The sequence below is a fragment of the Nocardia sp. NPDC005745 genome, from assembly GCF_040630775.1.
Lineage (GTDB): Bacteria > Actinomycetota > Actinomycetes > Mycobacteriales > Mycobacteriaceae > Nocardia.
This window is the reverse complement of sequence record NZ_JBEXYF010000038.1, coordinates 47,675-73,424: the sequence shown is the minus strand read 5'-3', so window position 1 is coordinate 73,424 and position 25,750 is coordinate 47,675. Positions and strand designations below refer to the sequence as shown.

27 protein-coding genes, 4 tRNA genes and 1 pseudogene are annotated in these 25,750 nt (G+C 67.1%); 5 read left to right on the top strand and 27 right to left on the bottom strand.

The genetic code is table 11. From position 1 onward, the window contains the following. From ABZ420_RS30275 to ABZ420_RS30155, 25 genes and pseudogenes are all read right to left on the bottom strand, one after another. Positions 1–435: pseudogene (locus tag ABZ420_RS30275) on the bottom strand (DNA-directed RNA polymerase subunit beta); the annotation flags it as partial. A gap of 409 nt (positions 436–844) precedes the next feature. Continuing rightward, positions 845–1,576 (bottom strand): hypothetical protein, encoded by a 732-nt coding sequence (locus ABZ420_RS30270; protein WP_357129779.1) that lies wholly within the window; start codon positions 1,574–1,576, stop codon positions 845–847. 10 nt (positions 1,577–1,586) lie between these two features. Continuing rightward, positions 1,587–2,357: a hypothetical protein gene (locus tag ABZ420_RS30265; RefSeq protein ID WP_357129776.1), complete on the bottom strand. Its 771-nt coding sequence runs from the start codon at positions 2,355–2,357 to the stop codon at positions 1,587–1,589. A gap of 106 nt (positions 2,358–2,463) precedes the next feature. Further along, positions 2,464–3,705 (bottom strand): MlaD family protein, encoded by a 1,242-nt coding sequence (locus ABZ420_RS30260; protein ID WP_357129773.1) that lies wholly within the window; start codon positions 3,703–3,705, stop codon positions 2,464–2,466. Then, entirely contained in the window at positions 3,702–4,940 is a 1,239-nt protein-coding gene (locus tag ABZ420_RS30255) for an MCE family protein (protein ID WP_357129770.1), read from the bottom strand. The genes ABZ420_RS30260 and ABZ420_RS30255 overlap by 4 nt, the downstream gene beginning before the upstream one ends. After that, a complete protein-coding gene (locus tag ABZ420_RS30250; RefSeq protein WP_357129796.1) occupies positions 4,937–6,169 on the bottom strand; it encodes an MCE family protein in 1,233 nt (410 codons plus the stop codon). Before ABZ420_RS30250 ends, ABZ420_RS30255 begins: the two co-directional genes overlap by 4 nt. 37 nt (positions 6,170–6,206) lie before the next feature. Then, positions 6,207–7,217 (bottom strand): MCE family protein, encoded by a 1,011-nt coding sequence (locus ABZ420_RS30245; protein WP_357129767.1) that lies wholly within the window; start codon positions 7,215–7,217, stop codon positions 6,207–6,209. Then, positions 7,217–8,293, bottom strand: coding sequence for an MCE family protein (locus tag ABZ420_RS30240; RefSeq protein WP_357034405.1), 1,077 nt, complete (start codon positions 8,291–8,293; stop codon positions 7,217–7,219). The genes ABZ420_RS30245 and ABZ420_RS30240 overlap by 1 nt, the downstream gene beginning before the upstream one ends. After that, the gene (locus ABZ420_RS30235) at positions 8,290–9,639 is read right to left on the bottom strand and encodes an MCE family protein (RefSeq protein ID WP_357129764.1); all 1,350 of its coding nucleotides are present in this window, start codon (positions 9,637–9,639) and stop codon (positions 8,290–8,292) included. Before ABZ420_RS30235 ends, ABZ420_RS30240 begins: the two co-directional genes overlap by 4 nt. Next, the gene (locus ABZ420_RS30230) at positions 9,636–10,499 is read right to left on the bottom strand and encodes an ABC transporter permease (RefSeq protein WP_040870310.1); all 864 of its coding nucleotides are present in this window, start codon (positions 10,497–10,499) and stop codon (positions 9,636–9,638) included. The genes ABZ420_RS30235 and ABZ420_RS30230 overlap by 4 nt, the downstream gene beginning before the upstream one ends. A gap of 3 nt (positions 10,500–10,502) precedes the next feature. Continuing rightward, complete coding sequence (locus tag ABZ420_RS30225) at positions 10,503–11,297, bottom strand: ABC transporter permease (protein ID WP_051175592.1); 795 nt, start codon at positions 11,295–11,297, stop codon at positions 10,503–10,505. Positions 11,298–11,308: 11 nt separating this feature from the next. Further along, complete coding sequence (locus ABZ420_RS30220; protein WP_040870444.1) at positions 11,309–12,385, bottom strand: ATP-binding cassette domain-containing protein; 1,077 nt, start codon at positions 12,383–12,385, stop codon at positions 11,309–11,311. 241 nt (positions 12,386–12,626) lie between these two features. Then, the gene (gene rplL, locus ABZ420_RS30215; RefSeq protein ID WP_039802004.1) at positions 12,627–13,007 is read right to left on the bottom strand and encodes a 50S ribosomal protein L7/L12; all 381 of its coding nucleotides are present in this window, start codon (positions 13,005–13,007) and stop codon (positions 12,627–12,629) included. Positions 13,008–13,063: 56 nt separating this feature from the next. After that, positions 13,064–13,603, bottom strand: coding sequence for a 50S ribosomal protein L10 (rplJ, locus tag ABZ420_RS30210; protein ID WP_040870314.1), 540 nt, complete (start codon positions 13,601–13,603; stop codon positions 13,064–13,066). Positions 13,604–14,022: 419 nt separating this feature from the next. Continuing rightward, the gene (locus tag ABZ420_RS30205; RefSeq protein ID WP_357129759.1) at positions 14,023–14,562 is read right to left on the bottom strand and encodes an NADPH-dependent FMN reductase; all 540 of its coding nucleotides are present in this window, start codon (positions 14,560–14,562) and stop codon (positions 14,023–14,025) included. A gap of 99 nt (positions 14,563–14,661) precedes the next feature. Beyond that, positions 14,662–15,375 carry a 50S ribosomal protein L1 gene (gene rplA, locus ABZ420_RS30200; RefSeq protein WP_040870317.1) on the bottom strand — a complete coding sequence of 238 codons (714 nt, stop codon included), beginning with the start codon at positions 15,373–15,375 and terminating at the stop codon, positions 14,662–14,664. A gap of 152 nt (positions 15,376–15,527) precedes the next feature. After that, positions 15,528–15,962, bottom strand: a complete 435-nt coding sequence (gene rplK, locus ABZ420_RS30195) for a 50S ribosomal protein L11 (RefSeq protein WP_357129755.1) — start codon at positions 15,960–15,962, stop codon at positions 15,528–15,530. 95 nt (positions 15,963–16,057) lie between these two features. Further along, positions 16,058–16,840 (bottom strand): transcription termination/antitermination protein NusG, encoded by a 783-nt coding sequence (nusG, locus tag ABZ420_RS30190; protein ID WP_357129793.1) that lies wholly within the window; start codon positions 16,838–16,840, stop codon positions 16,058–16,060. A gap of 120 nt (positions 16,841–16,960) precedes the next feature. Next, the gene (gene secE, locus ABZ420_RS30185) at positions 16,961–17,359 is read right to left on the bottom strand and encodes a preprotein translocase subunit SecE (RefSeq protein ID WP_357034414.1); all 399 of its coding nucleotides are present in this window, start codon (positions 17,357–17,359) and stop codon (positions 16,961–16,963) included. Between the two features lie 108 nt (positions 17,360–17,467). Then, positions 17,468–17,540, bottom strand: a tRNA-Trp gene (locus ABZ420_RS30180). A 221-nt stretch (positions 17,541–17,761) separates the two neighbouring features. Further along, the gene (locus tag ABZ420_RS30175) at positions 17,762–18,829 is read right to left on the bottom strand and encodes a fused (3R)-hydroxyacyl-ACP dehydratase subunits HadA/HadB (RefSeq protein WP_357129790.1); all 1,068 of its coding nucleotides are present in this window, start codon (positions 18,827–18,829) and stop codon (positions 17,762–17,764) included. A gap of 183 nt (positions 18,830–19,012) precedes the next feature. Beyond that, positions 19,013–19,183, bottom strand: a complete 171-nt coding sequence (rpmG, locus tag ABZ420_RS30170) for a 50S ribosomal protein L33 (protein ID WP_011211653.1) — start codon at positions 19,181–19,183, stop codon at positions 19,013–19,015. Between the two features lie 43 nt (positions 19,184–19,226). Further along, positions 19,227–19,302, bottom strand: a tRNA-Met gene (locus tag ABZ420_RS30165). A 76-nt stretch (positions 19,303–19,378) separates the two neighbouring features. Then, positions 19,379–19,451: transfer RNA gene (locus tag ABZ420_RS30160), tRNA-Thr, on the bottom strand. 553 nt (positions 19,452–20,004) lie between these two features. Then, positions 20,005–20,087 (bottom strand) — tRNA-Tyr (locus tag ABZ420_RS30155). Between the two features lie 174 nt (positions 20,088–20,261). On the opposite strand from ABZ420_RS30155, the gene ABZ420_RS30150 reads away from it, so the two are divergent. Both ABZ420_RS30150 and ABZ420_RS30145 read left to right on the top strand, forming a co-directional pair. Continuing rightward, complete coding sequence (locus ABZ420_RS30150) at positions 20,262–20,753, top strand: YajQ family cyclic di-GMP-binding protein (RefSeq protein WP_062968288.1); 492 nt, start codon at positions 20,262–20,264, stop codon at positions 20,751–20,753. A 34-nt stretch (positions 20,754–20,787) separates the two neighbouring features. Continuing rightward, on the top strand, positions 20,788–21,252 hold the full coding sequence (locus tag ABZ420_RS30145; RefSeq protein WP_357129751.1) for a MarR family winged helix-turn-helix transcriptional regulator: 465 nt from the start codon (positions 20,788–20,790) through the stop codon (positions 21,250–21,252). 12 nt (positions 21,253–21,264) lie between these two features. Here the strand turns inward: ABZ420_RS30145 and htpX are convergent, their stop codons facing one another. Together htpX and ABZ420_RS30135 are read right to left on the bottom strand one after the other, a co-directional pair. Then, positions 21,265–22,146, bottom strand: a complete 882-nt coding sequence (gene htpX, locus ABZ420_RS30140; protein ID WP_357129748.1) for a zinc metalloprotease HtpX — start codon at positions 22,144–22,146, stop codon at positions 21,265–21,267. Positions 22,147–22,254: 108 nt separating this feature from the next. Continuing rightward, positions 22,255–23,295: a polyprenyl synthetase family protein gene (locus tag ABZ420_RS30135; protein WP_357035380.1), complete on the bottom strand. Its 1,041-nt coding sequence runs from the start codon at positions 23,293–23,295 to the stop codon at positions 22,255–22,257. Positions 23,296–23,517: 222 nt separating this feature from the next. Between ABZ420_RS30135 and ABZ420_RS30130 the strand changes: the two genes are divergently transcribed. Genes ABZ420_RS30130 through ABZ420_RS30120 form a run of 3 tightly spaced genes read left to right on the top strand, consistent with a single transcriptional unit; the run spans position 23,518 to position 25,725 of the window. Further along, positions 23,518–24,786 (top strand): geranylgeranyl reductase family protein, encoded by a 1,269-nt coding sequence (locus ABZ420_RS30130; protein WP_357129745.1) that lies wholly within the window; start codon positions 23,518–23,520, stop codon positions 24,784–24,786. Positions 24,787–24,800: 14 nt separating this feature from the next. Then, positions 24,801–25,229, top strand: coding sequence for a helix-turn-helix transcriptional regulator (locus ABZ420_RS30125; RefSeq protein WP_357129742.1), 429 nt, complete (start codon positions 24,801–24,803; stop codon positions 25,227–25,229). A 58-nt stretch (positions 25,230–25,287) separates the two neighbouring features. Next, positions 25,288–25,725 carry a VOC family protein gene (locus tag ABZ420_RS30120; RefSeq protein WP_040870330.1) on the top strand — a complete coding sequence of 146 codons (438 nt, stop codon included), beginning with the start codon at positions 25,288–25,290 and terminating at the stop codon, positions 25,723–25,725. Positions 25,726–25,750 lie beyond the last annotated feature (25 nt).

Sequence of the window (25,750 nt, the reverse complement as noted above, 5' to 3'; positions counted from 1 at the left end):
CGGGAAATCACCCATGAAGACCGTCTGGCTCTTGATCTCACCGGTGTTGTTGTTGATGAACTCCGCCGTCACGAACAGCGGAGCCGCATACGTCATGTCCTTGTCTTTGCACTCATCGATCGAGGCCTTGACCTCTTCGAAGCGCGGGTCGGAGAACGACAGCGACATGGAGCCGGAGAAGTCCTCGATCGGCGAGAGTTCCTCGAGAACCTCCTCGAGGCCACCGACTAGGCCGACGTCGCCGCGAGCGGCCGCGCGTTCGCGCCAATCCGGCGAACCGATCAACCAGGCGAACGATTCCGTTTGTAGATCGAGAAGTCCGGGCACCTCCAAGGGTTCACGGATCTTCGCGAAAGACACCCGCAACGGGGCTCCGGGGATTCCGGCAACTGCCTTGGTCTGGGTGGAGACTGCCAAGATGCGTCCTTCCAGCACCTCACGCGCGTCGCGTGGTGGTCCGCGACCGTCGCTTGTCTGCTACGAATTCCGCTGGTTACTACCCGAACGAAACTCGAAACAGGCACCAACGGAAGTAACACCGGAAGGGTGAACTCACGAGTGCGATTCGAGGTATGGACAGGAGGCAGCCAGCGCAACGTCCAAACCTACACCCAAGTACACGGGGGTGTCAAAGTACCACCCGTGTGATCGTCCGCATGGCTGGCGCGCCGGGCCGAATTCGCTGGCTGCGTCGTGAGCCGCGGTGCGCTGGAAGCCACTGTGACAGCTGCCGCTGTTGTGAATAGCGTGACGGTTCGGGCGAAACTCGTCAAGTGGCAGGCCCGGTCCGGGCGCCGTCGAGATCGCCTGCCGCGCTGCGTCATCCCGGCCGCCGCGGTAGCCGTTACTGGTCGACGATATCGCTGGCCAGCCAGCGTCCGTCCACCTTCTGCATGTGCAGGACCACGGGTCCGGCGACGCTCTGCTGCGCCACGCCGTCCTTGGTGGCGCTCACCACCAAGTTGACGATCAGCTCCGCGCGATCATCCGTGAGCAACGTCACAGCAATCGGGTCGGCTTTCGCGTCGGCACTGGTCTGCGCCTGTTTGACGGCCGAGATGGTGGTGTCGGCGTACTTGTCCAGATCAGCGAGCATCTTTCCGGTGAGCACCTGTTTCGCGGTGTCCCGGTACCCGTCGATGTTCTTCACGTCGTAGGCGTAGACGGTCCGCAGCGCGTTGTCGGCGGCCGCCCGCACTTCCTGGGTGGCCTCGTTGTCCACATACGCCTGATTCGACGTGTTCACCCCGGGCTGTTGCGCGGCGAGCCATGCGAAACCACCCAGCAGGACCGCGGCGATCAGCGTGGCCGCGCTGACGCCCCAGCGCGCACGCCCGGCAGGCCGCCGCCGCGGACGGCCTTTCCCACGCGACGCGATGGTGCGCCACCGCGACGAACCGGGCGCGGCCACAGACCGCTGTTCGGCGCGGAGGGTGTCCTGTTCCGCGGTGGTACGGGAAACGCCCGCCACGCGCGGTTTGCGGGCCGCTGCGGGCCGCGCGGACGCGGCGCGCGCCGTTTCGGTGGCGGGCCTGCGCTTGGAGGTGACCCGGTTGACCGGTCGGCGAGACGTCATGGGTGTCCTCCTACGATCCCGGCTTCGGCGCGGCAGGCGACTGCTCGCCCGCCGGTGCGGACGTCGGCGCGGCGGGGCCGCCGCTCAGCAACACCGGCTGGCCGAGCGAGGAGATCTGCTCGGCCTTCCAGACGTCGCCGTCCTTGGTCACGTCGACGGTCCAGGTGTAGCGGTAGTCGGCGGCGGGCTTGTCCTTACCGTTCTCGGTGACCTGCAGCACGACCAGCGCCGATGCCTTGTCCTCCTCGCTGTTGAGCGAGGTGAGCCCGGCGCCGAGCACCTTCGAGTTCATCGCGACCCCGCTCTGCTGGGCCAGCTTCTCCGCCTGGTCCTTGTTCTTCGTGGCCGAGTCCAGCAGCGCGCCGGTCATCGAGGATCTGGCCAGCGCCAGCGAGCCGGGCACGTCGTCCAGGTTCATCGAGGTCATGTTGATCGCGGCTTGGCGGGCGGCGTCCAGCGCGGTGTCGCGGGCGTCCGCGCGCGGGCCGTCGGTGAGTGCGGCCCGCACCCAGCCCGCGCCGAACCACGCGGCGCCGGCCAACGCGATCACGAGCAGCACGGCGGAGCAGACCAAGGCCACCCGGCCGAGCCCGGACGGGCCGACCACGTGCTCGGACGCGCCGCCGGTCTGCTCGGCAGACTTCGGATCGCTCGCGTCCGGCTTCGCGGAGGGACTCGCGTCCGGCTTCGCGGAGGGAGCGGACGTGTCCGCCGCTGTCGTCGCGGTGTCCGGCGTGTCCTGCGACGCCGAATCAGACCGCTTGGTCTGATCGGCGGTCACGACATCGCCTCGCCGTCGGTCGGCTCGGTCGCGCCCCAGGGCCTGATGGCCGTGGTTCGCTCGCTGCAGTCACTCACGCGAGACACCCTAACGTCATTGCTCCTGGTCACCGCTTCGGCGTGACCCCCAGCAGGGTGGACAGCTGCACGGCGGCCGGAGTCAGGTTCAGCTTTTCCGGATCGGTTTTGGGGTTGGAATCCCAGGGCTGGACGATGGCCGGATCGGCGTATTCGGCTCGCGCGCCACCCCGGACGGCGGTCGGATTACCGAACGGCACAAGACATTTGGCGTCTTTGTTGAAGGGGAACTCGTCGCGCGTGTCGTCGAAGTCCGGGTTCTGCGCCTTCATCTGTTCGAGAATCCGATACGTGCCCTCGTAACCCACGGTACAGGTGGGCGGGTTGTTGACCTCGAGCACCAGGCCGAAGTGGCTGGTCCCGTCGCCGGGCGCGGTGGAAGAGCCGCCGATCGACAACTGCGGGAGCATCTGCAGCAACGGCTTGATCGCGTAGAACTTCGGCGAGATCGCCTGCAGCAGCAGCCGCAGGTTGGCCAGGTCCTGGGTCAGCGAGCCACCGCTCTCGTCGATCAGCGCGCCGAGCTGCTCGCCCGCGTCGGTTCCGGTGCCGATGAGCCTGCGCACGTCGGGGTCGCTGGAGCGCAACTGGGCGGTGAGCTTGTCCAGGCCGTCGCTGAACTCGCGGATCTGCGAGGACTGCTCGGCCTGCGTGCCGAGGGCGATGCGGCCGTCGCGGATCAGCTGAACGGTCTGCGGCAGGGTGGCGTGGAAGGTCTCAGTGAATTTGTTCAGCGAGTCGATCAGCACTTGCAGGTCGTCGCCCTTGCCGTCGAACGCTTTGCCCAGTTCGCGAACCGTCGTGTTGAGCGCGTTCAGGTCCACCGAGTGCGCGAAGGTGTCCACGCTGGACAACAGCTCCTCGACCGGCACCGGCAGGGTCGCCGAGGTGATCACGGAGTTGTCGCGCAGGTACGGGCCCGCGTCCGAGTCGGGCTGCAGGTCGACGTACTGCTCACCGATCGCGGACCGGTTGGCCACCACGGCTTTCGCCGACGCCGGGATCTTCGGCGAACTCGTGTCGATGACGAGATTCATCACGACGCCCTCGCCGGTGAGTTCCAGCTCACCGACCCGGCCCACCGGGACGCCGCGGTAGGTCACCTCGGCGCCCTTGTAGATGCCGCCGGTCTGGGCCGCCCGCAACTTCACCGTGTACTCGTTGAGCCCGAACATGTGGTCGAGCCGGATGTACCGGCCGCCGACGTACACGACGCCGAGCACCGCGATCACCACGAACGCGATGAGCTGCCACCGCACCAGACGGGTCATCGCGGACCACTCCCTACGCCGAGTTGCTCGAGGATCGCCCCGACCGGACCGGGCGCGCCGGGTGCGGGCGGCTGCGCCATCAGCGGCGGCAGCGGCAGGATCGACACAGTGGGCCAGCCCGGACGCGGGCCGTTGCCGTTGTAATACGGATTGGTCGGGTTCACCGGCACGGGCGGACCGACCGGCGGGATGTACACCGGATCGGGCTTGCCGACTCCGAGATTGCTGAGCGTGACGCCGATCTGCTGATCCACCGACAACCACGTGTTCACGCTGCCGCCGAAAGTGCTCTCCAGCGCCGAGTCGGGGAACGGATAGGTCGGAATCAGCGGCACCGCCGTGATCAGATCCGGCGCGGCGCGCCCCAGCTCCTGCAATGTCGGCCGCAGCGAGGTGAGGTCGCGGATCAGGTCGTCCTTCGAGGTGTTGAGCACATCGAAGCCCGCCTGACCGAGCCGGTCCAGCTGGGCCAGCAGGGCGACCAGTTGCGGACGCTGCTCCTCCAGGATCTTTATGCCCTGGGGCAGCTGGTCGAGGATCTTGCCGATCTGATCGGTCTGCCTGCTCACCCGGCTGCTGAGCACGTCGAGGCCGTCGAGCGCGCGGGTGATGTCGTCCACCTGCTGGTTCAGGCCGCCGATCAGCGTGTTCGCCTGCTCGATCAGCGAGCGCACCCGGTCTTCCCGGCCGCCGAGGGTCTTGTTCAGTTCGGTGACGATCGGCTGCAACTGCGCGACACCGCCGCCGTTGAGCAGCAGCGAAAGCGCGCCGAGCACCTGTTCGATCTCGGTGGCGTGCCGGGTGCGGTCGACCGGGATCACCGAGCCGTCGGCCAGCCTGCCGGGTTCCGGATCGGCCGGGGGACGGGACAGCTCGATGAACTTCTCGCCGAGCAGGTTCGACTGCCGGACCTCCGCGTGCGCGTTCGGCGGCAGGCTCACCGACGAGTTGACCAAGGCGCGCACGGTGGCGGTCCACTGATCCTTGCCGATGCTGATCTTCTCGACCCGGCCCACCGGCACGCCCTCGACCTTGACCGCCGACTGCGGGACCAGATCGAGGACGTCGTCGAACTGGATGTCGATGTGCATCGGGTGCTCGCCCACGTCGGCGCCGCCGGGCAGCGGCACGCTGTAGATGCCGTCGGAGGCACACGAGGTGACCAGCGTCGCGGACAGGCCGAGCGCCAGCGCCGCGCCGAGACCGCGTGCGACGAAACGGATTCGAATGCTCATCGCTGCCCTCCCTGCGACGGCGGAAGCCGGTCCGACGGCGTGCCGGGCACGGTGCCCGGCACCGGGTCACGCTGCTGGTTCTCGCCGCTGAGGATGCCGAACGGCAGGTTCAGCGTCGGAGTCTGCACCCCGGCGGTGATCTGGTCGGTGATCTCCTTGCAGTGGTCCAGGATCGGCCGCATCTGCTTGCCGAGCGCCTCGAACTTGGGATCGCCGGGCATCAGTTTGGACAGGTCCAGCATCTTGCACACCGCGCCGAACGGATCCTGGGTTTCGGGGAAGTTCGCGCGCATGTCGAGGGTGCCCGATTCGGCGTTGTGCACGTTGATCAGGTTGCTCAACGCCAACGGCAGGACCGGCAGCAGGGCCGCCACGTCGTCGCGCTGATCGGACAGCGTCTTGGTGAGCTGGATCAGCCCTTCGGCATTGCTCGCGATCAGGCCCCGGTTGTCGTCGACGAAGCGCGCGACGTCGCCCAGCGCGATCGACAGCAGATTCAGTGCCGCGCCGAGATCCTGCCGCTCGTCGGCGAGGAACGTCGACAGGTCGGCCAGCTGCGTGTTGAATTGCCGCACCTGCTGGTCGTTCTGGGCCAGCATGGTGATGAAGGACTGCAGGTTCTTCACCGTGTCGAAGATGTCGCCACGCGCGTCCGACAGGTAGCGGGCCGCCCGGGACAACTGGGTGAGGCTGTTGGCCAGCGCCTCGCCGTTGCCCGCCAGGTTCGCCGCGCCGGTGCGCACCAGGTCGTTCACCGCTCCGTCGGCGTTGGCGCCGTTGGGCCCCAGCGCCTCGGAGAGTTCGGTGATGCTCTTGTACAGCTGGTCCACTTCGACGGGCGTGGCCGTGCGCTCGCGCGGAATGGTCGCGTCGCGCGCCATCTTCGGACCACCGGTGTAGGCGGGGGTGAGCTGGATGTAGCGGTCCGACACGATGGAGGGCGTGATCTGCGCGGCCCGCGCGCCCGCGGGCACGTCGTACTTGCGGTCCACGCTCATCACGATCTTGACCTGATCGCCCTGCGGCTCCACCGAATCCACCGAACCGACCGGCACGCCGAGGATCCGGACGTCCGAGCCCTCGTAGATGCCGACCGAGCGATCGAAGTAAGCGGTGATCTTGGTGGTGGTCAGCCGGTTGAACAGCCACCACAGCACCACCGCGACCAGCACGGCGAGGACGAGGACCAGCGCGATGCCCACCTTGGCGCCGCGGCTGGAACCGCGCACCGCACCGACCGGATCGCTACGCCAGTTGTCCGCCACGTCAGTTACCTCCCAGAGTGCGGATCGGCTGACGGTAGCCGGGGATGTCGGGCAGGGCGGGCGGCAGCACGTTGACGATCACCGCGTCGAACCAGCGTCCGGTGCCGAGCACGTTGGCGTAGAGGCTGTAGAACGGCGCCGCGAGTTCCAGCGTCTTGGAGACGTTCTGCTGGTTGGAGTTGAGCAGATCGATCGCGGCGCGCAGGTTCTTCAGCGCCGGGCCGATCTGCTCCTCGTTGTCGTGCACGAGGGCGCTCAGTTCGGTCGACACCGTCTGCGCGCCGACCAGCAACTGCTTGATCGACTGCTGCCTGATGTTCAGCTCGGCCAGCAGCTGGCCGCCGTTGGCCAGCAGCCGCTCGAACTCGGCGTTGCGGTCGGCGAGGATCTGGGTGGTCTGCCTGGTCGCGGCGAACAGCTTCTTCAGCTCCTGATCGCGTTTGGCCAGCGTCTCCGACAACCGGGCGACACCGTCGATGGACCCGCGGATCTCCGGCGGTGTCGTCTCGAACGCCTCCGACAGCACTTGCATGCTCTTGGCCAGCTGCCCGGTATCGATCTGGTCGATGGTGCGCGCGGCGTCGGTGAACGCGTCAACCACGTCGTACGGGGAGACGGTGCGCGAGAGCGGGATCCGCGAACTCGGCGTGGCCGGCTTGGAGCCCCTCGGGTCGAGCGCGAGGTACTTCTGCCCGAGCAGTGTCTTGATCTGGATGGACGCGGTGGTCTCGTTGCCGATCCAGGTGTCCTTGGTGCGGAAGTCCACGAGCACGCGGTCCCCGTCGAGCCGGACATCGGACACCGAGCCCACCTTGACGCCGGCCACCCGGACTTCATTGCCCTTCTTCAGGCCCGCGGCCTCGCTGAATTCCGCGGTGTACTTCGTCCCCGCCCCGATGATCGGCAACCGATCCAGGAAGAAGGCCGACACCGTCACCAACAGCACGACGGCGATGCCGAGCGCGCCCAGGAACGCCGGGCTGCGCTTGCCGAGCAGAATGCGGTCGTCCATCAGCGAGCCTTCCCGTGGCAGCGCGGCGCGGCGTTGGTGTACAGCGGCTGATTGATCGTCGGCATGCCCGCGGGCAGGTTGAGCTGCGGCGCGTCGACGGCGCCCGGTCCGACGACGATGTCGATGCCGCACAGATAGAACTGGAACCAGGAGCCGTAGCTGGCCGCGCGGCCGAGCTTCTCCATCTTCAGCGGCAGGTTGTACAGCGCTTCGTTCACCTCGTCCTGGCGCTCGTCGAGCGTGCCGGTCAATTGGCTCAGGCCCGCGATCGACCCTTGCAGCGTCGGGCGCACCGGGACGAGCAGATCGGACGTCGCCGAGGTCAGGTCGGCGAGTGAGGTCACCGAGCGCCCGATCGTGTCACGCTCGGCGTTCAGGCCGCTGATCAGCGCCTCGGTGTTCACGATCAACTGGTCGAACTGGTCGTCGCGCTGGTTCACGGTGTCCAGCACGGCGGTCAGGTTGCGGGTCAGCTCACCGATCACCGCGTCCTTGTCGGCGATCTTGTTGGTCAGGTTCGCGGTGGTCGCCACCAGATCGTGGATGGTGCCCTGCTCGCCCTGGAAGACCTGGATGATCTCGAACGACAGCTTGTTGACGTCGTCGGCGGTCAGCGTGCGGAACAGCGGCCGGAAGCCGTTGAACAGCGTGGTCAGGTTCAGCGCCGGCCTGGTGTGCTCGAGCGGGATGGTGCCGCCCTCGTTCAGCTTGCGGCCCTGCTCGCCGGTCCCCTGCTCCAGCGCGATATAGCGCTGGCCGACCAGGTTGCGGTACTTGATCGTGGCGGTGGTCGAGGACGGCAGCCAATCCCGGTCGCTGAGTTCGAACTTCACCTCGGCCAGGCGCTTGTCCACGATCGATACGTCGGTGACCTTGCCGACCCGAACGCCCGCGATGCGGACCTCGTCGCCGGGATTGAGCGCGGTGACGTCGGTGAACCGGGCCTTGAACGCGGTGCCGCCGCCGCTGTAGTTGGCGATGGACAGCGCGAGCATGACCGTCACGAACAGGGTCACCACGACGAAGATGACCAGCTTGGTCAGCGGGCCGCCCAGGCCGCGCAGATGCTGCTTCATCGCACGCTCACCTCGCTTCCGCGGAACGCGGGCGCACCGGCCCTGGTCACCCAGCCGGGCACCTGATCCGGAGCGACGCCATTGGCCGCGCCGTAGATCGCGCCGAGCGACTGCTGCTCCATGGGGGAACCGGCGATCGTCGGCATCTTGCTCGCCGGGTGGACGCCGAACTGCGGCGGTTCCAGATTTCCGATCTGCTGGTCACCTGGATTGCGACTGGGGACGGCGTAGGAGCCGTCGTTGTTCGGGCCGCCGGTGTACTGGCCGGGGTCGACGCCCAGCGGCATCTCGGGGATGCACCACGGCCCCCTGGGGTCCAGCCAGCGCGGTTCGTCCTGGTTGGGCAGGTACTTGCCGCGCGTGTTGGTGAGTTCGATGGTCACCCGCGAGCCCGGCAGGTCGGTGCCCTTGCCGAAGATCCGGTCGATGCGCGGCTTCAGCTGCGCGAAGTTCGCCAGCGAGCAGGCGTAGTTCGGCGAGTAGTAGGCCAACTGCTCCAGCGCGGGCCGGGAATCGGCGGCCACGTCGATGATGTTGTCGCGGTTGGCGAGCAGGAAATCGGTGGTGGTGGCCGCGGTCGGCGTCAGCGTCGCGTAGAGAACGTCGATGTCGGTGCGCCGCTGCACGATGGTGGCGTTGGTCGTGCGCAGGTTGTCCAGTGCCTGGATCAGCTGCGGGGCGGCGTCGGAATAGGTGGCCGCCACCTCCGCGAAGCTGCGCAGGTCCGCCTGCAGGTCCGGCAGCACCACATTGACCTGGCGGAAGGCGTCGTCCAGCTTGTCCACGGTCTCGCCGAGCGCGGAGCCCTGACCGGCCAGCGCCTGCGACAGCGCGCCGAGGGTGGCCGCCAGATCCTGCGGCGGGATGGACTGCAGCAGCGGGAGCAGGTCGTCGAGCAGTTTGCTCAGCTCGATGGCGTTGCCGCTGACGTCCTGGTGCAGCGTCAGGCCATCGGTCAGATGCTGGGGGCTCGGGTTCTCCGGAATCACCAGATCCACATAGCGCTCGCCGAACAGGGTCTTGGGCAGCAGGCGCGCGGTCGCGTTGGCCGGGATCTGCTGCGCCTTGTCCGGATTGATGGCCAGGTCCAGGGTCACCTCGCCGCCCTCGGAACTGCTCGAGCGCACCTCGCCGACGGTGATGCCGCGCACCTTCACGTCCGCGTTGCGGGTCAGCGCGTTACCCACGCTGTCGGTGATCAGGTCGACGTGCACGGTGCGCACGAACTGCTTGTTGTAGATCGCGACGGTGGTCCAGAGGAACAACGCGACCACGACGAAGAAGGCGATCCCCAGCACTCGGATGCGTAGCTTCGCGGTCGAGCGCCAGGCCTGCGTGCGGCTCATCCGGCCACCCGCACCGTGGTGGTGGTGCCCCAGATCGCGAGGCTGAGGAAGAAGTCGAGCACATTCACCAGCACGATCGCGGCGCGGACCGCGCGGCCGACCGCGACGCCGACGCCCGCGGGTCCGCCGGTGGCGTGGAACCCGTAGTAGCAGTGCACCATGATGATCACGAAGGCGAAGACGAGCACCTTGAGGAACGAATAGAGCACGTCCTCCGGTGGCAGGAACAAACTGAAGTAGTGGTCGTAGGACCCGCTGGATTGCCCGTTGAACCAGATGCTGATCGCCCGCGACGCCAGGAACGTGCCGAGCAGCCCGACGATGTAGAGCGGGATCACCGCGAGGAATCCGGCGATCACCCGGCTGGTCACCAGGAACGGCACGCCCGGCACCGCCATCACCTCGAGCGCATCGATCTCCTCGGAGATCCGCATGGCACCCAACTGCGCGGTGAAACCACAACCGACCGTGGCGGACAGGGCGAGCGCGGCGACCAGTGGCGCGATCTCGCGGGTGTTGATGTAGGCGGTGAGGAAGCCGGTGAGCACCGAGCTGCCGAGCGCGTCGAGGGCCTTGAAGCCCTGTAGACCGACGACGACACCGACGGAACCGGACATGAACACGATGACGCCGATGGTGCCGCCGATCACCGCGAGCGCTCCGGTGCCGAAGGTGACCTCGGCGAGCAGTCGCATGACTTCTTTGCGGTAGTGCACCGCGGTCCGCGGGATCCACGCGATGGCCCGCGTGTAGAACGACATCTGCTCGCCCGCGCGATCGATCACGTTGAGCGGCATCCGAGCGATTTCACCCACCCGGCGCATGGACTTGGCGACCGGGGTTCGGTACGACGTGGCCATCGGTCAGGCGCCCTTGGCCGGAACGACCTGTAGGTACACCAGGGTCAGGATGAGATTCACGAAGAACAGCACCATGAACGTGATCACCACGGATTGGTTCACCGCGTCACCGACTCCTTTCGGGCCCCCCTTGGGATGCAGCCCCTTGTACGCGGCGATGACGCCGGCGAGCAGACCGAACACCGCCGCCTTGATCTCGCCGATCCACAGGTCCGGCAACTGAGCGAGCGCGGAGAACGACGCCAGGTAGGCGCCGGGCGTGCCACCCTGCAGCAGCACGTTGAAGAAGTACCCGCCGGCGATGCCGACCACCGAGACCAGGCCGTTGAGCAGCAGCGCGACCAGCATCATGCCGAGCACGCGGGGCACCACCAGCTTTCGCACCGGATCGATGCCGAGCACTTCCATCGCGTCGATCTCCTCGCGGATGGTGCGCGAGCCGAGATCGGCGGCCACCGCCGACCCGGCCGCGCCCGCGATGATCAGGGCCGTCACGACGGGAGCCGCCTGCTGGACGGTTGCCAGCACGCTGGTCGCGCCGGTGAACGATTCCGCGCCGAGCTGTTTGATCAGCGAACCGGTCTGCAGTGCCACGACCGCGCCGAACGGAATCGCGACCAGCGCGCTGGGCAGGATCGAGACACTCGCGATGAACCACGACTGCTCGATGAACTCCCGCCACTCGAAGGGGCGACGGAATGTCTTCCGCAAAACGTCGATGAGCAGCGCAAAGATATTGCCGGCCTGGGCAAACCCCGACTCCAGGGGAGTTCGCAATCGCGCCAGGGTCGAATTCACGATCGCAGATGTTACCCGTTAGTTGTGTTGTGTCGCACGGTGGTGTCGTACGAGCCGCCCTGATAATTAGCCAGGTCGCCGCTGTTGTACGCCATCACCTGCGTATCGTCGTTCTCCGCAAGTGATTCGCGGATCGCGACCTGGGCCGCATGCGGCAGCGTGTGCATGATTTCGCGCACACGTTCCTTGCGGCGAAGCACGCCCTGGCGCACCGGCATACCCGGGGTCGCGCGCATCTGCGGGATGATGCCCTCGACCTCCTCGGCGCCGCCGTGATGGTGCCCGGCGTCCACCAACGCCTGCTCGCGCGCCATCTGCGCCTCGTCCTTCTCCTCGGACATACCGATCGGGCCGATCATGCGGCCGTTGAGGAACTGCTTGACCACCGGCTCGTCCGAGGTGAGCAGTACCTCGCGCGGGCCGAACATGACCAGCTGGCGGCGGAACAGCATGCCGATGTTGTCCGGCACCGTGCGCGCCAGGTTGATGTTGTGCGTGACGATCAGGATGGTGGCGTCGATCTGGGCGTTGATGTCGATCAGCAGCTGGCTCAGGTACGAGGTGCGGACCGGGTCCAGACCCGAGTCCGGCTCGTCCACGAGGATGATCTGCGGATCCAGCACCAGGGCGCGGGCCAGCCCGGCGCGCTTGCGCATACCGCCGGAGATCTCGCCGGGCAGCTTGCCCTCGGCCCCGAGCAGACCGGTGAGCTCCAGCTTCTCCATGACGATCTTCTTGATCTCGGATTCGCTCTTCTTGGTGTGCTCGCGCAGCGGGAAGGCCACGTTGTCGAACAGATTCATCGAGCCGAACAGCGCGCCGTCCTGGAACAGCACGCCGAAGAGCTTGCGGATCTCGTAGAGCTCCTTGTTGGAGCAGGTGGTGATATCGGTGCCGTCGATGTAGATCGAGCCGCGCTCGGGGCGCAGAAGTCCGATCAGCGACTTCAGGAACACCGACTTACCGGTGCCCGACGGGCCCAGCAGCGCGCTGACCTCGCCCGAGGGCAACGTCAGAGACACGTCCTGCCAAATTCGCTGGGAACCGAAAGACTTGGTTACACTCTCGGTCCTGACCTCGACGCCCACGCCAACCTCCACAATTCTCAGCGAGCTGCCCACCGGCGAACCGCGCGCTCGGATATCGCGGTGCGTCACGTCACAGTGGGTTCGGTCACTGTAACTCATGGGACAGATCGGGCACACCCCAACCTGACTGCGTAGTAACTCCGCAATAGTTTCGGTATCGACGATAGCGGCGAGATTGCCGGAAAACGCGAACGGGCGATCCCCCGCAGGGGATCGCCCGTTCGGCGTGTTCGGTCGTGAATTACTTGACCGAGACCTTGGCGCCGGCCTCTTCCAGCTTCGCCTTGGCGGCCTCGGCGGCGTCCTTGGCGACCTTCTCCAGGATCGGCTTCGGGGCGCTCTCGACCAGGTCCTTGGCTTCCTTCAGGCCCAGGCCGGAGACGATCTCGCGGACCACCTTGATGACCTGGATCTTCTTGTCGCCCGCACCCTCGAGCACGACGTCGAACTCGTCCTGCTCCTCGACGGCCTCGGCCGGAGCGGCGGCACCGCCGACAGCGGCGACGGCGACCGGAGCAGCCGCGGTGACCTCGAACTTCTCCTCGAACTTCTTCACGAAGTCCGACAGCTCGAGCAGGGTCATGTTGCCGAAGGTCTCGAGCAGTTCGTCAACGTTGGCCATTGTTGTTTTCCTTTCGGTAGTGAATGTCTGAGCGGGGCGAGTCGTGCCGCACGGCACTACTCGGCGGCAGATCCGCCTTCTTCGGCCTGTTTCTTCTCCTGCAGCGCGGCGGCCAAGCGGGCCACCTGCGAGGCGGGAGCGTTGAACAGACCGGCGGCCTTTGCGAGGTTGCCCTTGAGCGCGCCGGCCAGCTTGGCCAGCAGCACCTCACGGGTCTCCAGGTCGGCGATCCGCTCGACCTCGGACACGGACAGCGGCGCGCCGTCCATGTAGCCGCCCTTGATGATGAGCGCCTTGTTGTCCTTCGCGAAGGTCTTCAGGGCCTTGGCCGCGTTGACCGGCTCACCGGTGATGAAGGTGATCGCGGTCGGCCCGACGAACAGTTCGTCGAGGCCTTCCACGCCCGCCTCGGCGGCGGCACGCTTGACCAGGGTGTTCTTGGCGACGGAGTACGTGGCGTCGGCGCCGAGCGCGCGCCGCAGCTCGGTGAGCTTGCCGACCGACAGGCCACGGTATTCCGTGACGACGGTGGCCGTCGAGCTCTTGAACTGCTCCGCGATCTCCTCGACCGCGGTGACCTTCTCGGGTTTTGCCATACTTCGCCTCCTCTCTGATTGGTCGGTTCGTGTACTCGAACTACCGATCAGGGGCCGGCGACAAAACAAACGCCCCGAACGCAGAGCGTTCCGGGGCGCAACAGAAAACCGAGCCGGGACGTACCCGGATCAATTCCCAGCCTCGGCTCTCCCTGCGTGGGCCGCCGGCAATGTCGCCGGACCTTCGACCGAACCCATGCGGGCTCGGCGACCAACGGTCTTCGGTAGAACGGATTGGGTAGCGATCGAACTCGTCGATAACTGATGTCCAATGTACCCGGACGGGTTCCCATCTGCCAAAACGGGCCCCGGCGGGACGCCTGACCGAAACCTGCCGGCCGTCGAATCGTTGTGCGGCGACACGCCTTTCCGTCACGCCCGTTCGATGGCAGCCGCTCCGCACCTGCCGGTGACTTTTCTCACGGCGTCGCGCTCTCCGCGAACCGGGCGAGCCCGCGCAACGCGGCCACGGCGCCGGACCGGAATTCGGCGTCGGCGATCAGCCCGTCCGGGCCGACATCCTCGCGCAGCACGGGCAATCGCAGGCAGACATCAGGATCGATCTCGGCCCCGACATAGCCGAGCACGCTGCGCAGCGTCGCGGTCGCGCCGTCACCACGCCCGGGGGCCGCCACGGTGATCCAGGCGGCCGGCTTGCGATAGAGGTCACCGGTCCCGACGGTCCAGTCCAGGAGGTTCTTCAGGCTGCCCGGCAAGGTGCCCGCGTATTCGGGGGTGCACAACAGCACGGCGTCGGCGCGCGAAAGGTGTTCGCGCAGCGCGACGACCGGTGGATGAGCGGTGCCGTCGTCGTCCGGGTTGAACGCGGGCAAGTCCGCGAGACCGTCGTACCAGACGGTTTCGACGCCATCCGGGGCGACGGCCGAGGCGGTCCGGAGTGCGGCGGAATTGGTGGAGGCGGCGCGAGTGCTGCCGGAGATCAGAAGAACGACGGTCACATCGAACCCCAACCACGCCGCCGGGCGGATTAGTCCGCAAACGCGCGACGGCGGGAACGCATTACGCGTTCCCGCCGTCGCGGTCGGCTCAGCCGCTGTTTACGCGTCCTCGTCCAGGAGGTTGCGGGTGCGGTTCGGGTCCACCGGGATGCCCGGTCCGGTGTTCGTCGAGACCGTCACCTTCTTGACGTAGCGGCCCTTGGCGGTCGACGGCTTGGCACGCAGGATCTCGTCCAGCGCGGCGCCGTAGTTCTCCACCAGCTTGGCGTCGTCGAAGGACGCCTTGCCGATGACGAAGTGCAGGTTGGCCTGCTTGTCGACACGGAAGTTGATCTTGCCGCCCTTGATGTCGTTGACGGCCTTGGTCACGTCGGTGGTGACCGTGCCCGTCTTCGGGTTCGGCATCAGGCCGCGCGGGCCGAGAACACGCGCGATCCGGCCGACCTTGGCCATCTGGTCCGGGGTGGCGATCGCGGCGTCGAAGTCCAGCCAGCCGCCCTGGATCCGCTCGATCAGGTCCTCGGCGCCGACGGCATCCGCGCCCGCGGCCTCGGCCTCGGCGGCCTTCTCGCCCGCGGCGAAGACGATGACGCGGGCGGTCTTACCGGTGCCGTGCGGCAGGTTGACCGTGCCGCGGACCATCTGGTCGGCCTTACGGGGATCCACACCGAGACGCACGGCGACCTCGACGGTCGCGTCGGTCTTGGTGCTGGCTGTCTCCTTCGCCAGGCGCGCGGCGGCCAGCGGGGAGTAGAGCTGGGTGCGATCGACCTTCTCGGCCGCGGCGAGGTACGCCTTGCTTCGTTTTGCCATGATTCTCTGTCCTGTTCGATCCGCGGCGCTCCCGGGACTCCGCGTGGTCACGCGGGCTTCCGCCTGGCGAGTCCGTCGCTCGCGCCGCTGTGTTGGTAGTTCAGACGTGGTTATCGGGCCTGGCCGGCCCTCCCACCGGGGAGCGATTCCGCTCAGCCTTCGACGGTGATACCCATCGAACGCGCGGTACCCGCAATGATCTTGGCCGCCTGCTCGATGTCGTTGGCGTTCAGATCTTCCTGCTTGGTCTTGGCGATCTCGCGCACCTGGTCCATGGTCACCTTGGCGACCTTGAGGCGGTGCGGCTCCGCCGAGCCCTTCTGCACGCCTGCGGCCTTGAGCAGCAGCTTGGCGGCGGGCGGGGTCTTCAGCTTGAAGTCGAACGACCGGTCCTCGTACACCGAGATCTCGACCGGGATGACGTTGCCACGCTGCGACTCGGTCGCGGCGTTGTACGCCTTGCAGAACTCCATGATGTTGACGCCGTGCTGACCGAGGGCGGGGCCGACCGGAGGGGCCGGGTTCGCCTGGCCGGCCTGGATCTGAAGCTTGATGATCCCGGCGAGCTTCTTCTTCTTGGGGGGCATCTTTCTTTCCTAGGTGTTTGGTGTCCTTGCTCTTTGCAAGTCTGTGAATCAACCCGCCGCGCGGGCCGATTCATCCCGTCGTCGACGGAACGGATCTAGATCTTCGCGACCTGGGTGAACGCCAGCTCGACCGGGGTCTCGCGGCCGAAGATCGACACGAGCACCTTGAGCTTCTGCTGTTCGGCGTTGACCTCGGAGATGCTGGCGGGCAACGTCGCGAAGGGGCCGTCCATGACGGTCACCGACTCGCCGACCTCGAAGTCGACCTCGATGACCGGCTTCGGCGCGACCTCGCCACCCGCGGACTCGGCGGCCGCCGACGCGGCAGCGGGCTTCTTCTGCTGCTGGGCGGCGGGCACGAGGAACTTCACCACGTCGTCGATGGACAGCGGCGACGGACGGGAGGTGGCGCCGACGAAGCCGGTGACGCCGGGGGTGTTGCGCACCGCGCCCCACGACTCGTCGTTGAGTTCCATGCGGACCAGGATGTAACCGGGCAGCACCTTGCGGTTGACGTGCTTGCGCTGCCCGTTCTTGATCTCGGTGACCTCTTCGGTGGGCACCTCGACCTGGAAGATGTAGTCCTCCAGGTCCAGGTTCTGCACACGGGTCTCGAGGTTGGCCTTCACCTTGTTCTCGTAGCCTGCGTAGGAGTGGATCACGTACCACTCGCCGGGGGCGCGCCGCAGCGCTGCCTTCATCTCGGCGACCGGATCGGCGGGCTCGGCATCGATCGGGGCGGCGGGGACGGACTCAGCGGGCTCCGATTCCTCGACCGCGGGCTCGTCGGTCGCGAACTCCTCGACGGAGTCGGTGGGCTCGGCCACCGCGTCGTCGGCCGGGAACTTGTCGTGTGTGTCGTTCTCCGGGGTGCTCACTGGGGCACTCGCTTCCTGTGTCGTCACGTACATCCTCTGCGTGCCGGGGCCGGGCGCGCGGCGAAATCGCTTCCACCCGTGTCCGCCCCGGGATCGGCTACCGGCGTCGGCGTCGTTCAGCTAGCCGAACAGCCAGTTGACACCCTTGATGAACGCCAGATCCAACCCGCTGATGTACGCGACCATGAAAATCACGAACACCAGAACAACGCTCGTATAGGTGACCATCTGCTTCCGGTTGGGCCAGATCACCTTGCGCAGTTCCGCGATGACCTCACGCAGGAACTTGAGCAAACGCTTGAACGGATTACCCGTCGTCTTGCGTTCGGCCCGATCGGTCGTCTTGGCTGCCTTCCGCGACGGACGGTCGAGCGTGGCGACCGTGCCCGTATCTACCTGCGAGGACGCGGTGCGGGTCCGCCGGGCGGAACGCTTTCCGCTCGGTCGTGTCGCTGCGGCGGTGTCGTCGCCGTCGTCGGCGGCATGCGCGCCGCGGCGAGTGTCCCGCTCGTCGCTCACGCCTTCTCCTCGCTGCGCTCGGTGCCGCCGTGCGCGATGCGCGCTGTGCCAATGGCTCGCTCGCTACGCTCGCTCACGTCGGTCCTCTCTCGTCGCTGGCATCCAGGGCAGGGGCGACAGGACTTGAACCTGCAACCTGCGGTTTTGGAGACCGCTGCTCTGCCAGTTGAGCTACGCCCCTTTGGTCGGACGGTGTTGGCTGTCCAACCACTGTTCGATATCCAGTTGTTCCCTGGTGTCACACAACACGCGCGCCACTCCGGCAGTTGCCGGCCCCTTGGACGATCCTCACGGACCGCCTGGAACCAGCCCCTCAGAGCAGCGCGCAGCGGCTGGCGACCCCAGAAACCTGAGTGTACGTTACCGTGCGCGGCATTAGCCAATCCGGGTCGCTGTCCCTGGTCAGGCCAGTTGCACGGTCGCGGTGGCGCGGCCGAAGATCTTCTTGCCCGCCGCCTTGGCCACGATGGCCACGACCGCGGTCCTGGTCTCCGGATCGACCGATTTCACCTTACCGGTGTACTCGATCTCGGCGGCCTCGTCGGAGCCCACGTAGACCGGGCTGGTGAAGCGGACGTTGTACTCCTTGATCGCGCCGGGGTCGCCGAGCCACGAGGTGACGAATCCGCCGCCTAGGCCCATGGTGAGCATGCCGTGCGCCACGACGTTGTCCAGGCCGACGAGCTTCACGACCTCGTCGCTCCAGTGGATCGGGTTGGCGTCGCCGGAGACGCCCGCGTAGTTCACCAGATCGCCGCGGGTGAGCCGGACGATGCGCGCGGGCAGTTCGTCGCCGGCGGAGACGTCCTCGAAGCGGATGGCGTGCTTCGTGCGCACCCCTTCCGCGGGCGGCACGACCGAAGTCGGCGACTCGGTCACCGCGAGCGCGCTACGCGGGTGATGCCCCGGCGCGTCCTCGCCGATGCCGTGCATGAGCACGTTGCGGACGGCGGCGTTGAGGTTCGGGTCGATGTCGCCGCCGCTGCGCCCGACGAGGGTGGTGTAGGTGGTGAGCACCAGTTCGTCGTTCTGCGCGGTGACGATGTTCTTGGTCACGATGATGTCGCCGCCGAAGGCCTGCCGGAACGAGTGCAGGTGGACATCGCAGGTGAGCTGGTCGCCGACCTTGATCGGGCGATGGAACTCCAGGATCTGGTCGGTCTGCATGATCTGGCTGAGGTCGTAGCCGGTGACGACCTCTTCGAACAATTTGCGCTGCGCGAGAATCCCGACCAGGGAGATGAAGGTGACCGGCGCGAGCAGGTTGTCGTACCCGTACTCCTGCGCCGCGTCCTCGTCCCAGTGCACCGGGTGGTAGTCCTGCACGGCACGGGCGTACTCACGCACCTTTTCGCGGCCGACCTCGTAGTAGTCGTCGACGCGGTAGTGGTGACCGACCATCGCCGCGGCGTTCGCCGCGGGGTCGAGCTGCTCGCCCGTCTGGACCGCTTCGTCTGTACCGGTGTTGATTGTCACGGGAGGACTGTACCTATCTGACCCCGTCACCCGGAGTCTGCGGAGCGCTCACCACCGCACCCACACCGTGAAAATGCGTCAGGGCCGGACAGTTGTCCGGCCCTCGCGGTGCCACGGCCCGAGATACCGGGATGCGACTCCCGGTGCTACACCACGCGGTAGTTCACGCGTGGAGGACTAGCGGGATTCGCGGTGCGCCCGGTGCGTGCCGCAGTTCGGGCAGAACTTCTTCAGCTCCAGCCGGTCCGGGTCGTTGCGCCGGTTCTTCTTGGTGATGTAGTTGCGGTGCTTGCACTGCTCGCAGGCCAAGGTGATCTTTGGCCGGACATCGGTGGACTTCGCGGCCACGATATGCCTTCTTTCCGGTACCTGATGGTCTTGTATCGGGTTGTGGTAGCGATGGCCGGACTTGAACCGGCGACACAACGATTATGAGTCGTTTGCTCTACCGACTGAGCTACACCGCCACGGCGTCGCATTGCCATGGTGCCGAGCCCGCACTACGGGAGCGATGCCGAGTCGGTCACCACCGGCAATCCGGCGAGCCCCCTAACGGAATCGAACCGTTGACCTTTTCCTTACCATGGAAACGCTCTGCCGACTGAGCTAAGGGGGCATGACTACTTCCGCACCGAGCCCCAGATACTCGACCTCAGCGCGGTGAAGTCTTGAACGAGGTTACACACTCACCGGTCTTCGTACCAAACCGCGTGGTCAGAGGGTCGTTTTCCACGCAAAGTCGCAGCGATTCGGCGCACCGTCACGGCTCTCGGGAGTAGCGCCTGCTTGCGAGATACGGCCCGTTCCCACACAAACCTGGCCGCTGCGCCGCAACGCGGCCACGGAACGATCACAAGAAACGCGAAAACAGCGGCCGGTTCGAGGCCGGAATCGAAGCGGCCGACCGACGCGGTGACGACCCGAACCGACCGACGAACCGGGGTGAAACAGAACCCGGCCGCACCAAACGCGATCCGGCTCGATAAGGACGTCGGTCATCGACGCGCCGGTGTGAACGACCAAGGAAACACCCGTGACCAACGCAACCACCGAGGGGGTCCGGGGGCGAAGCCCCGCCGGCCGGGGCGTGGGGGTTGCACCCCCACAGAACATACAAAGTGAGCCCTGTACGCGCTTTCCGCGTACAGGGCTCACTCAGCGAACGACGGTGGCAGGTGTAGGATTCGAACCTACGTAGGCTTTCACCGACAGATTTACAGTCTGCTCCCATTGGCCGCTCGGGCAACCTGCCGTTCGCGCATTCTTTCACGCGCTGAGCAGAATACATCGAACCCGCACCCTGAATGCAAACCGGCTGGCTATCGGCCCTGCGACGCGACTACCCTCGGGGCTCCGGGTAGAACTGACGATGGCTGGAAGCGTCCCGCTCAGCTCACCCGTCGGACCGTCAGAACAGGAGCGCAGCGTGGCTGATTCGTCTTTCGATGTTGTGAGCAAGGTCGACCGGCAGGAGGTCGACAACGCCCTGCATCAGGCGGAGAAGGAACTCGGCACCCGCTACGACTTCCGCGGCACCGGCGCGTCGATCGAATGGTCCGGCGAGGACAAGATCGTGCTCACCGCGGAGGCGGAGGAGCGCGTCAAGGCCGCGCTGGAGGTGTTCAAGGAGAAGCTGATCCGCCGCGACATCTCGCTGAAGGCGTTCGACGCGGGCGAGCCGGTCTCCTCCGGCAAGGTGTACAAGATCACCGGCTCGCTGGTGCAGGGCATCGATTCCGAGCACGCGAAGAAGATCTCCAAGAAGATCCGGGACGAGGGCCCGAAGGGCGTGAAGGCGCAGATCCAGGGCGACGAGCTGCGGGTGAGCAGCAAGAAGCGCGACGATCTCCAGGCGGTGATCGCGCTGCTGAAAGGCGAGGATTTCGGGATCGCGCTGCAGTTCGTCAACTACCGCTGACCGGCCGCAGCACGGCCGCGATCGAGGCGTCGGCATGTCAACCGAGGAGCGCGACGGGCTCGGCGTGGACGACGGCATCCGCATGCTGCTGCTGCTCATGCCGCGTGCGGTCGGACGGGCCAAGAAGCTGGGCGTTCCCAAGGAGCTGGAATCGTTCTCGCTGGCGCCTCGGCACCTGTCGCTGCTGGCCAATCTGGTGTTCGACGGACCGACCACGGTGACGGATCTGGCCGCCCGCCTCGAGGTGGCGCCCACGACGGTGAGCTTGATGGTCGGCGAACTCAGCAAGCAGGGTGTGCTCGAGCGTGGAGCGGACCCGGACGACCGCAGACGCACCATCGTCGCCATCGCACCGGCGCACGAGAAGTCCGTGCGCAAATGGCTTGGGCGCAGTGCTCGAGCCTGGCGTACGGTCCTCGAGCCGCTCACCGCGCAGCAGCGGAAGTTGTTCGTCGATACGTTTCGCGCGTACGAAGACCAGCTGGCCTCGGACGACTGACGCTGCCGGGGCTCAGTACCGGCGCGGGCCGCCTGCCATCTCCTCCAGCCGGGCGATGCGTTCGTTCATCGGCGGATGGGTGGAGAACCAGCGCGCGACCTTCTCGCCAGGACGGAACGGGTTGGCGATCATCAGATGCGACTGCGCCGCCAGCCGGGGCTCGGGCGGGAGCGGGGCGGTGTGCACGCCGCGTTCGATCTTCCGCAGCGCCGACGCCAACGCCAGCGGGTCGCCGGTCAGTTCGGCGCCGGACTGGTCGGCCTGGAATTCGCGCGAGCGCGAGACGGCCAGCTTGATCAGCGACGCGGCGATCGGACCGAGCAGCGACACCAACAGCACGGCGAGCACGTTCGGGCCCTCGCCGTTGCGGTTGCCGCCGAACATCGAAATGTACACCGCCAGGTTCGCCACGCCCGAGATGACGGCTGCTAGCGCGCCCGCGATCGAGGAAATGAGGATGTCGCGGTTGTAGACGTGGGAGAGTTCGTGCCCCAGCACGGCCCGCAGTTCCCGTTCGTCGAGAATCTGCAGGATGCCGCTGGTGCAACAGACCGCGGCACGGCGGGGATTACGTCCGGTGGCGAAGGCGTTGGGCGCGTTCGTCGGGCTGATGTACAGCCGGGGCATCGGCTGCCGCGCGATGGTGGCCAGCTCACGCACGATCCGGTACATGACCGGGGCTTCCAGCTCGCTGACCGGCTGCGCGTGCATGGCCTTCAGCGCGATCTTGTCGCTGTTGAAGTACGCGTAGGCGTTCATGCCCACCGCGAGCAGGATCGCGACGACGAGGATCGTCGGGTTGCGGAACAGCGCACCGATGAACACGATCATGGCGGAGAGGCCCACCATCAGCGCGAAGGTCTTCAGCCCGTTCGCCAACCCGTGCCCGTGCATACGTCTCCCTTGCCGCTCCCCCGTTCACCGAGTCGCCTTACAGCAGCTCAACGATAGAAGCCACGAGCAAAGTTCCGGTGCGGCCCGCGCCGCGCCGACAACACACGCTCACCCCACGCGTTCGATGGTGTAGCGGACCAGCCGCTCGAGCGCGTCGTTGGCCGGGCCGTCGGGCAGGGCGGACAGCTCGGCGTAGGCGAGGTCGGCATAGCCCTGGAGTTTCTCCTTGGCCAGTGCCATGCCGCGGGAGTCGGCGAGCAGGGCGAGTGCCTCTTCGACCTCGTCGTCGGTTTCCAGCGGACGGGCCAGCAGCTTGCGCAGGCGGTCGCCGTCGGCGCCCTCCTCGCGCAGCGCGTACAGCACCGGCAGGGTGTGCACACCCTCACGCAGATCGGTGCCGGGGGTCTTGCCCGATTGCTCGGACGCGGAGGAGATGTCGATGATGTCGTCGGAGATCTGGAAGGCGGTCCCGACCGCGTCGCCGAGGCGGGCCAGCCGTTCGACGTGCTCCGCGTCCGCGCCCGAGAAGGTGCCGCCGAAACGCCCGGCCGCGGCGATGAGCGAACCGGTCTTCTCCCACACCACGCGCAGGTAGTGCTCGACCGGGTCCTGGGATTCGCGGGCGCCCATGGTCTCGCGCATCTGACCGGTGACGAGTTCGGCGAAGGTCTCGGCGATGATGCGCACCGCGTCGGGGCCGAGGGTGGATGTGAGCCGGGACGCGTGCGCGAACAGATAGTCGCCCGCGAGGATGGCGATGTTGTTCCCCCACCGCGAGTTGACGCTCGGGGCGCCGCGGCGCATGGTGGCCTCGTCCATCACGTCGTCGTGGTACAGCGTGGCCAGGTGCACGAGCTCGACGACGGTGCCCGCGGTGATCAGGGCGGGATCGGTGGGTCGCGGGCCGAGCTGTCCGGTGAGGATGGTGAACAGCGGACGGAAGCGCTTGCCGCCGGCTTTGGCCAGGTGCAGCGCGGCTTCCTGGAGGAATTCCGCACCGTCGGACAGCTCCTCGACCAGGAGTTTCTCCACCTCGGCCAGGCCGTCGCGCACCGTGTCGGCGAGCCCGGCGTCACCGAGGTCGACTCCGGCCACGACCGTGCTCACGTCGCCCGCGGCTCCGCTGTGCCCGCCGTGCGCCGTGTCCATGATTCGCTCGCTGCGCTCGCTCATGGCCGATCTGCTCATTTCTTCTCCCAGCGATGCGTCCGACCCCACGGTAGAGAACCTAGCGTGTCCCCGGCGGATGGCCCATGAACACCGTCACTCTGTGGTGTATCGGCCACTCGCACGCCGCTTCGCCGGTGATCATCCACGACGCGAGCGCGGCCGACGTCGACATGGACGAGACGGCCCTGCGAGTATGGAGCGATGGGTGCACCGGAAGCGAGTCCCGCGCGCGACGAGGACGCGTTGCCCAGCCGAGCCGAGGTGCTGGTCGTCGGCGCCGGCCCGGCCGGGTCGGCGTCGGCGGCCTGGGCGGCACGGGCGGGACGGGACGTGGTGCTCATCGATTCCGCCGTCTTTCCCAGGGACAAGACCTGCGGCGATGGGCTGACCCCGCGCGCGACCGCCGAACTGGAGCAGCTCGGCCTCGGCGAGTGGGTGCGCGCGCACGTCGTCAACCACGGCCTCCGGATGACCGGCTTCGGCCGCGAGGCGCTGCTGAGCTGGCCGGGCGGATCCTTCCCGACCTACGGAAGCGCGGTTCCTCGAACCGAACTCGACGACAAACTGCGCGAGACAGCGGTGAAGTCCGGCGCGCGCATGGTGGACGGGACGAAAGTGGTCGACGTCACCCGCGAGGGTGACCGGGTCACCGGCGTGACGGTGCGAACAGCCGACGGCACGCGCACGATCGCCTGCCGGACGCTGGTGGTCGCCGACGGAGTGCGTTCACCGATCGGGCGGCTGCTCGGCCGCGTCTGGCATCGGCAGTACGCGTACGGCACCGCCGCGCGGGCCTACATCAAGTCGGGACGCAGCGACGATCAGTGGATCACCTCTCATCTGGAGTTGCGCGATGCCTCCGGCGAGCTGGTTCCCGGCTACGGCTGGGTGTTCCCGCTGGGCAATGGCGAGGTGAATATCGGGGTCGGGTCACTGGCCACGGAACGCCGGCCCTCGCACATCGCGCTGAAGCCCTTGCTGGCGCACTACACCGCGCAGCGCACGGAGGAATGGGAATTCGAGGGCTCGCTGCGCGCGGTGGCCTCGGCCCTGCTGCCGATGGGCGGGGCGGTCTCGAACGTCGCGGGGCGCAACTGGGTGCTGATCGGTGACGCCGCGGGTTGTGTGAACCCGCTCAACGGCGAAGGCATCGATTACGGCCTGGAAGGCGGTCACCTGCTGTCGGAGCTGCTGGACGAGCCCGACCTCACCGCGATCTGGCCGCAGGTGTTGCGCGCCCGCTACGGACGCACGTTCTCGGTGGCCCGGCGGATCGCGGGCCTGGCCACGCACCCGCGCATGGTGCCGCTGGGCGGTCCCCCCGTGATGCGCTCGAAGTATCTGCAGCGCACCGCGGTCCGGGTGATGGGCAACCTGGTGACCGACGAGGACGTCGACCTGACCGCGCGGGCTTGGCGGATGGCGGGCCGGGCGTCGCTGCGTTTCGACGAGCGTCCGCCGTTCGCCTAGGAACGGGTGGCGCGATGGGCGAACAGCGAGCGCGCGGATTGCCCGCGCTGTATCTGCTGCCACATCTGCGCCGAGCCAAGGACGTGGCGGACCGTCACTACGCCGACGCGCTGAATCTGGATGGGCTGGCGGCGGCCGCGGGGGTGTCGAAATACCACTTCCTGCGCGCGTTCGCCGCGGTCTACGGCCTTACCCCCGCCGCGTACCTGGCCGAGCGGCGCATCGAACGCGCCCAGGATCTGCTGCGCGCGACCAATCTCACCGTCACCGAGGTGTGCATGCTGGTCGGCTACAGCAGCCTCGGCTCGTTCAGCAGCAAGTTCCGGCAGCTGGTCGGCGTGACGCCGTCGGAGTACCAGGCGAAGTTCGCCGACGGCGCTCCGCGCATCCCCGGCTGTTTCGTCTTCATGCACGGACTGTCCGACCGCAAGCCGCCCGGCTGAGCAAACGGCGCAATTTCGGAGAAGCCGGGGGCACAGCACGGGCCATAGCCTGGCCCGCATGACGACGATTACGAACGTTTCCCTGGTCACGGTGTACGTCACGGACCAGGACGCGGCCAAGGAGTGGTACATCGACAAGCTGGGATTCGTGGAGACCGCCGACGTCACCATGGGCGACAACGGTTTCCGCTGGGTGACCATCGCCCACCCCGCGCACCCGGAGCTGGAGATCACCCTGATGATCCCGGGCCCGCCGCTGGACGAGCACTACGCCGAGGCCGTCCGGCGCGCGCTGGCCAACGGCACGCACGGCTCGCTCGGCCTGCGAACCGAGAACTGCCAGAAGACCTTCGAAGAGCTGACCGCCAAGGGGGTGGAGTTCGTCCAGCCGCCCGCCGAGCGGCCCTACGGGACCGAGGCGGTGGTCCGGGACAATTCCGGAAACTGGCTGGTCCTGGTGGAGCGGAAGGAGTACTCGCCGCAGGACTTCGCCTAGGACGCGGCGATGTTGCCCCAGCGCC

Coding starts and splice junctions, on each gene's coding strand:
- ABZ420_RS30235 (WP_357129764.1), bottom strand. CDS start 9,639: ATGAGCCGCACGCAGGCCTGGCGCTCGACCGCGAAGCTACGCATCCGA.
- ABZ420_RS30130 (WP_357129745.1), top strand. CDS start 23,518: ATGGGTGCACCGGAAGCGAGTCCCGCGCGCGACGAGGACGCGTTGCCC.
- ABZ420_RS30145 (WP_357129751.1), top strand. CDS start 20,788: ATGTCAACCGAGGAGCGCGACGGGCTCGGCGTGGACGACGGCATCCGC.
- rplK (WP_357129755.1), bottom strand. CDS start 15,962: ATGCCCCCCAAGAAGAAGAAGCTCGCCGGGATCATCAAGCTTCAGATC.
- htpX (WP_357129748.1), bottom strand. CDS start 22,146: ATGCACGGGCACGGGTTGGCGAACGGGCTGAAGACCTTCGCGCTGATG.
- rplL (WP_039802004.1), bottom strand. CDS start 13,007: ATGGCCAACGTTGACGAACTGCTCGAGACCTTCGGCAACATGACCCTG.
- ABZ420_RS30230 (WP_040870310.1), bottom strand. CDS start 10,499: ATGGCCACGTCGTACCGAACCCCGGTCGCCAAGTCCATGCGCCGGGTG.
- ABZ420_RS30120 (WP_040870330.1), top strand. CDS start 25,288: ATGACGACGATTACGAACGTTTCCCTGGTCACGGTGTACGTCACGGAC.
- ABZ420_RS30240 (WP_357034405.1), bottom strand. CDS start 8,293: ATGAAGCAGCATCTGCGCGGCCTGGGCGGCCCGCTGACCAAGCTGGTC.
- ABZ420_RS30260 (WP_357129773.1), bottom strand. CDS start 3,705: ATGACCCGTCTGGTGCGGTGGCAGCTCATCGCGTTCGTGGTGATCGCG.
- ABZ420_RS30245 (WP_357129767.1), bottom strand. CDS start 7,217: ATGGACGACCGCATTCTGCTCGGCAAGCGCAGCCCGGCGTTCCTGGGC.
- ABZ420_RS30125 (WP_357129742.1), top strand. CDS start 24,801: ATGGGCGAACAGCGAGCGCGCGGATTGCCCGCGCTGTATCTGCTGCCA.
- rplJ (WP_040870314.1), bottom strand. CDS start 13,603: ATGGCAAAACCCGAGAAGGTCACCGCGGTCGAGGAGATCGCGGAGCAG.
- ABZ420_RS30270 (WP_357129779.1), bottom strand. CDS start 1,576: ATGACGTCTCGCCGACCGGTCAACCGGGTCACCTCCAAGCGCAGGCCC.
- ABZ420_RS30255 (WP_357129770.1), bottom strand. CDS start 4,940: ATGAGCATTCGAATCCGTTTCGTCGCACGCGGTCTCGGCGCGGCGCTG.
- rplA (WP_040870317.1), bottom strand. CDS start 15,375: ATGGCAAAACGAAGCAAGGCGTACCTCGCCGCGGCCGAGAAGGTCGAT.
- ABZ420_RS30135 (WP_357035380.1), bottom strand. CDS start 23,295: ATGGACACGGCGCACGGCGGGCACAGCGGAGCCGCGGGCGACGTGAGC.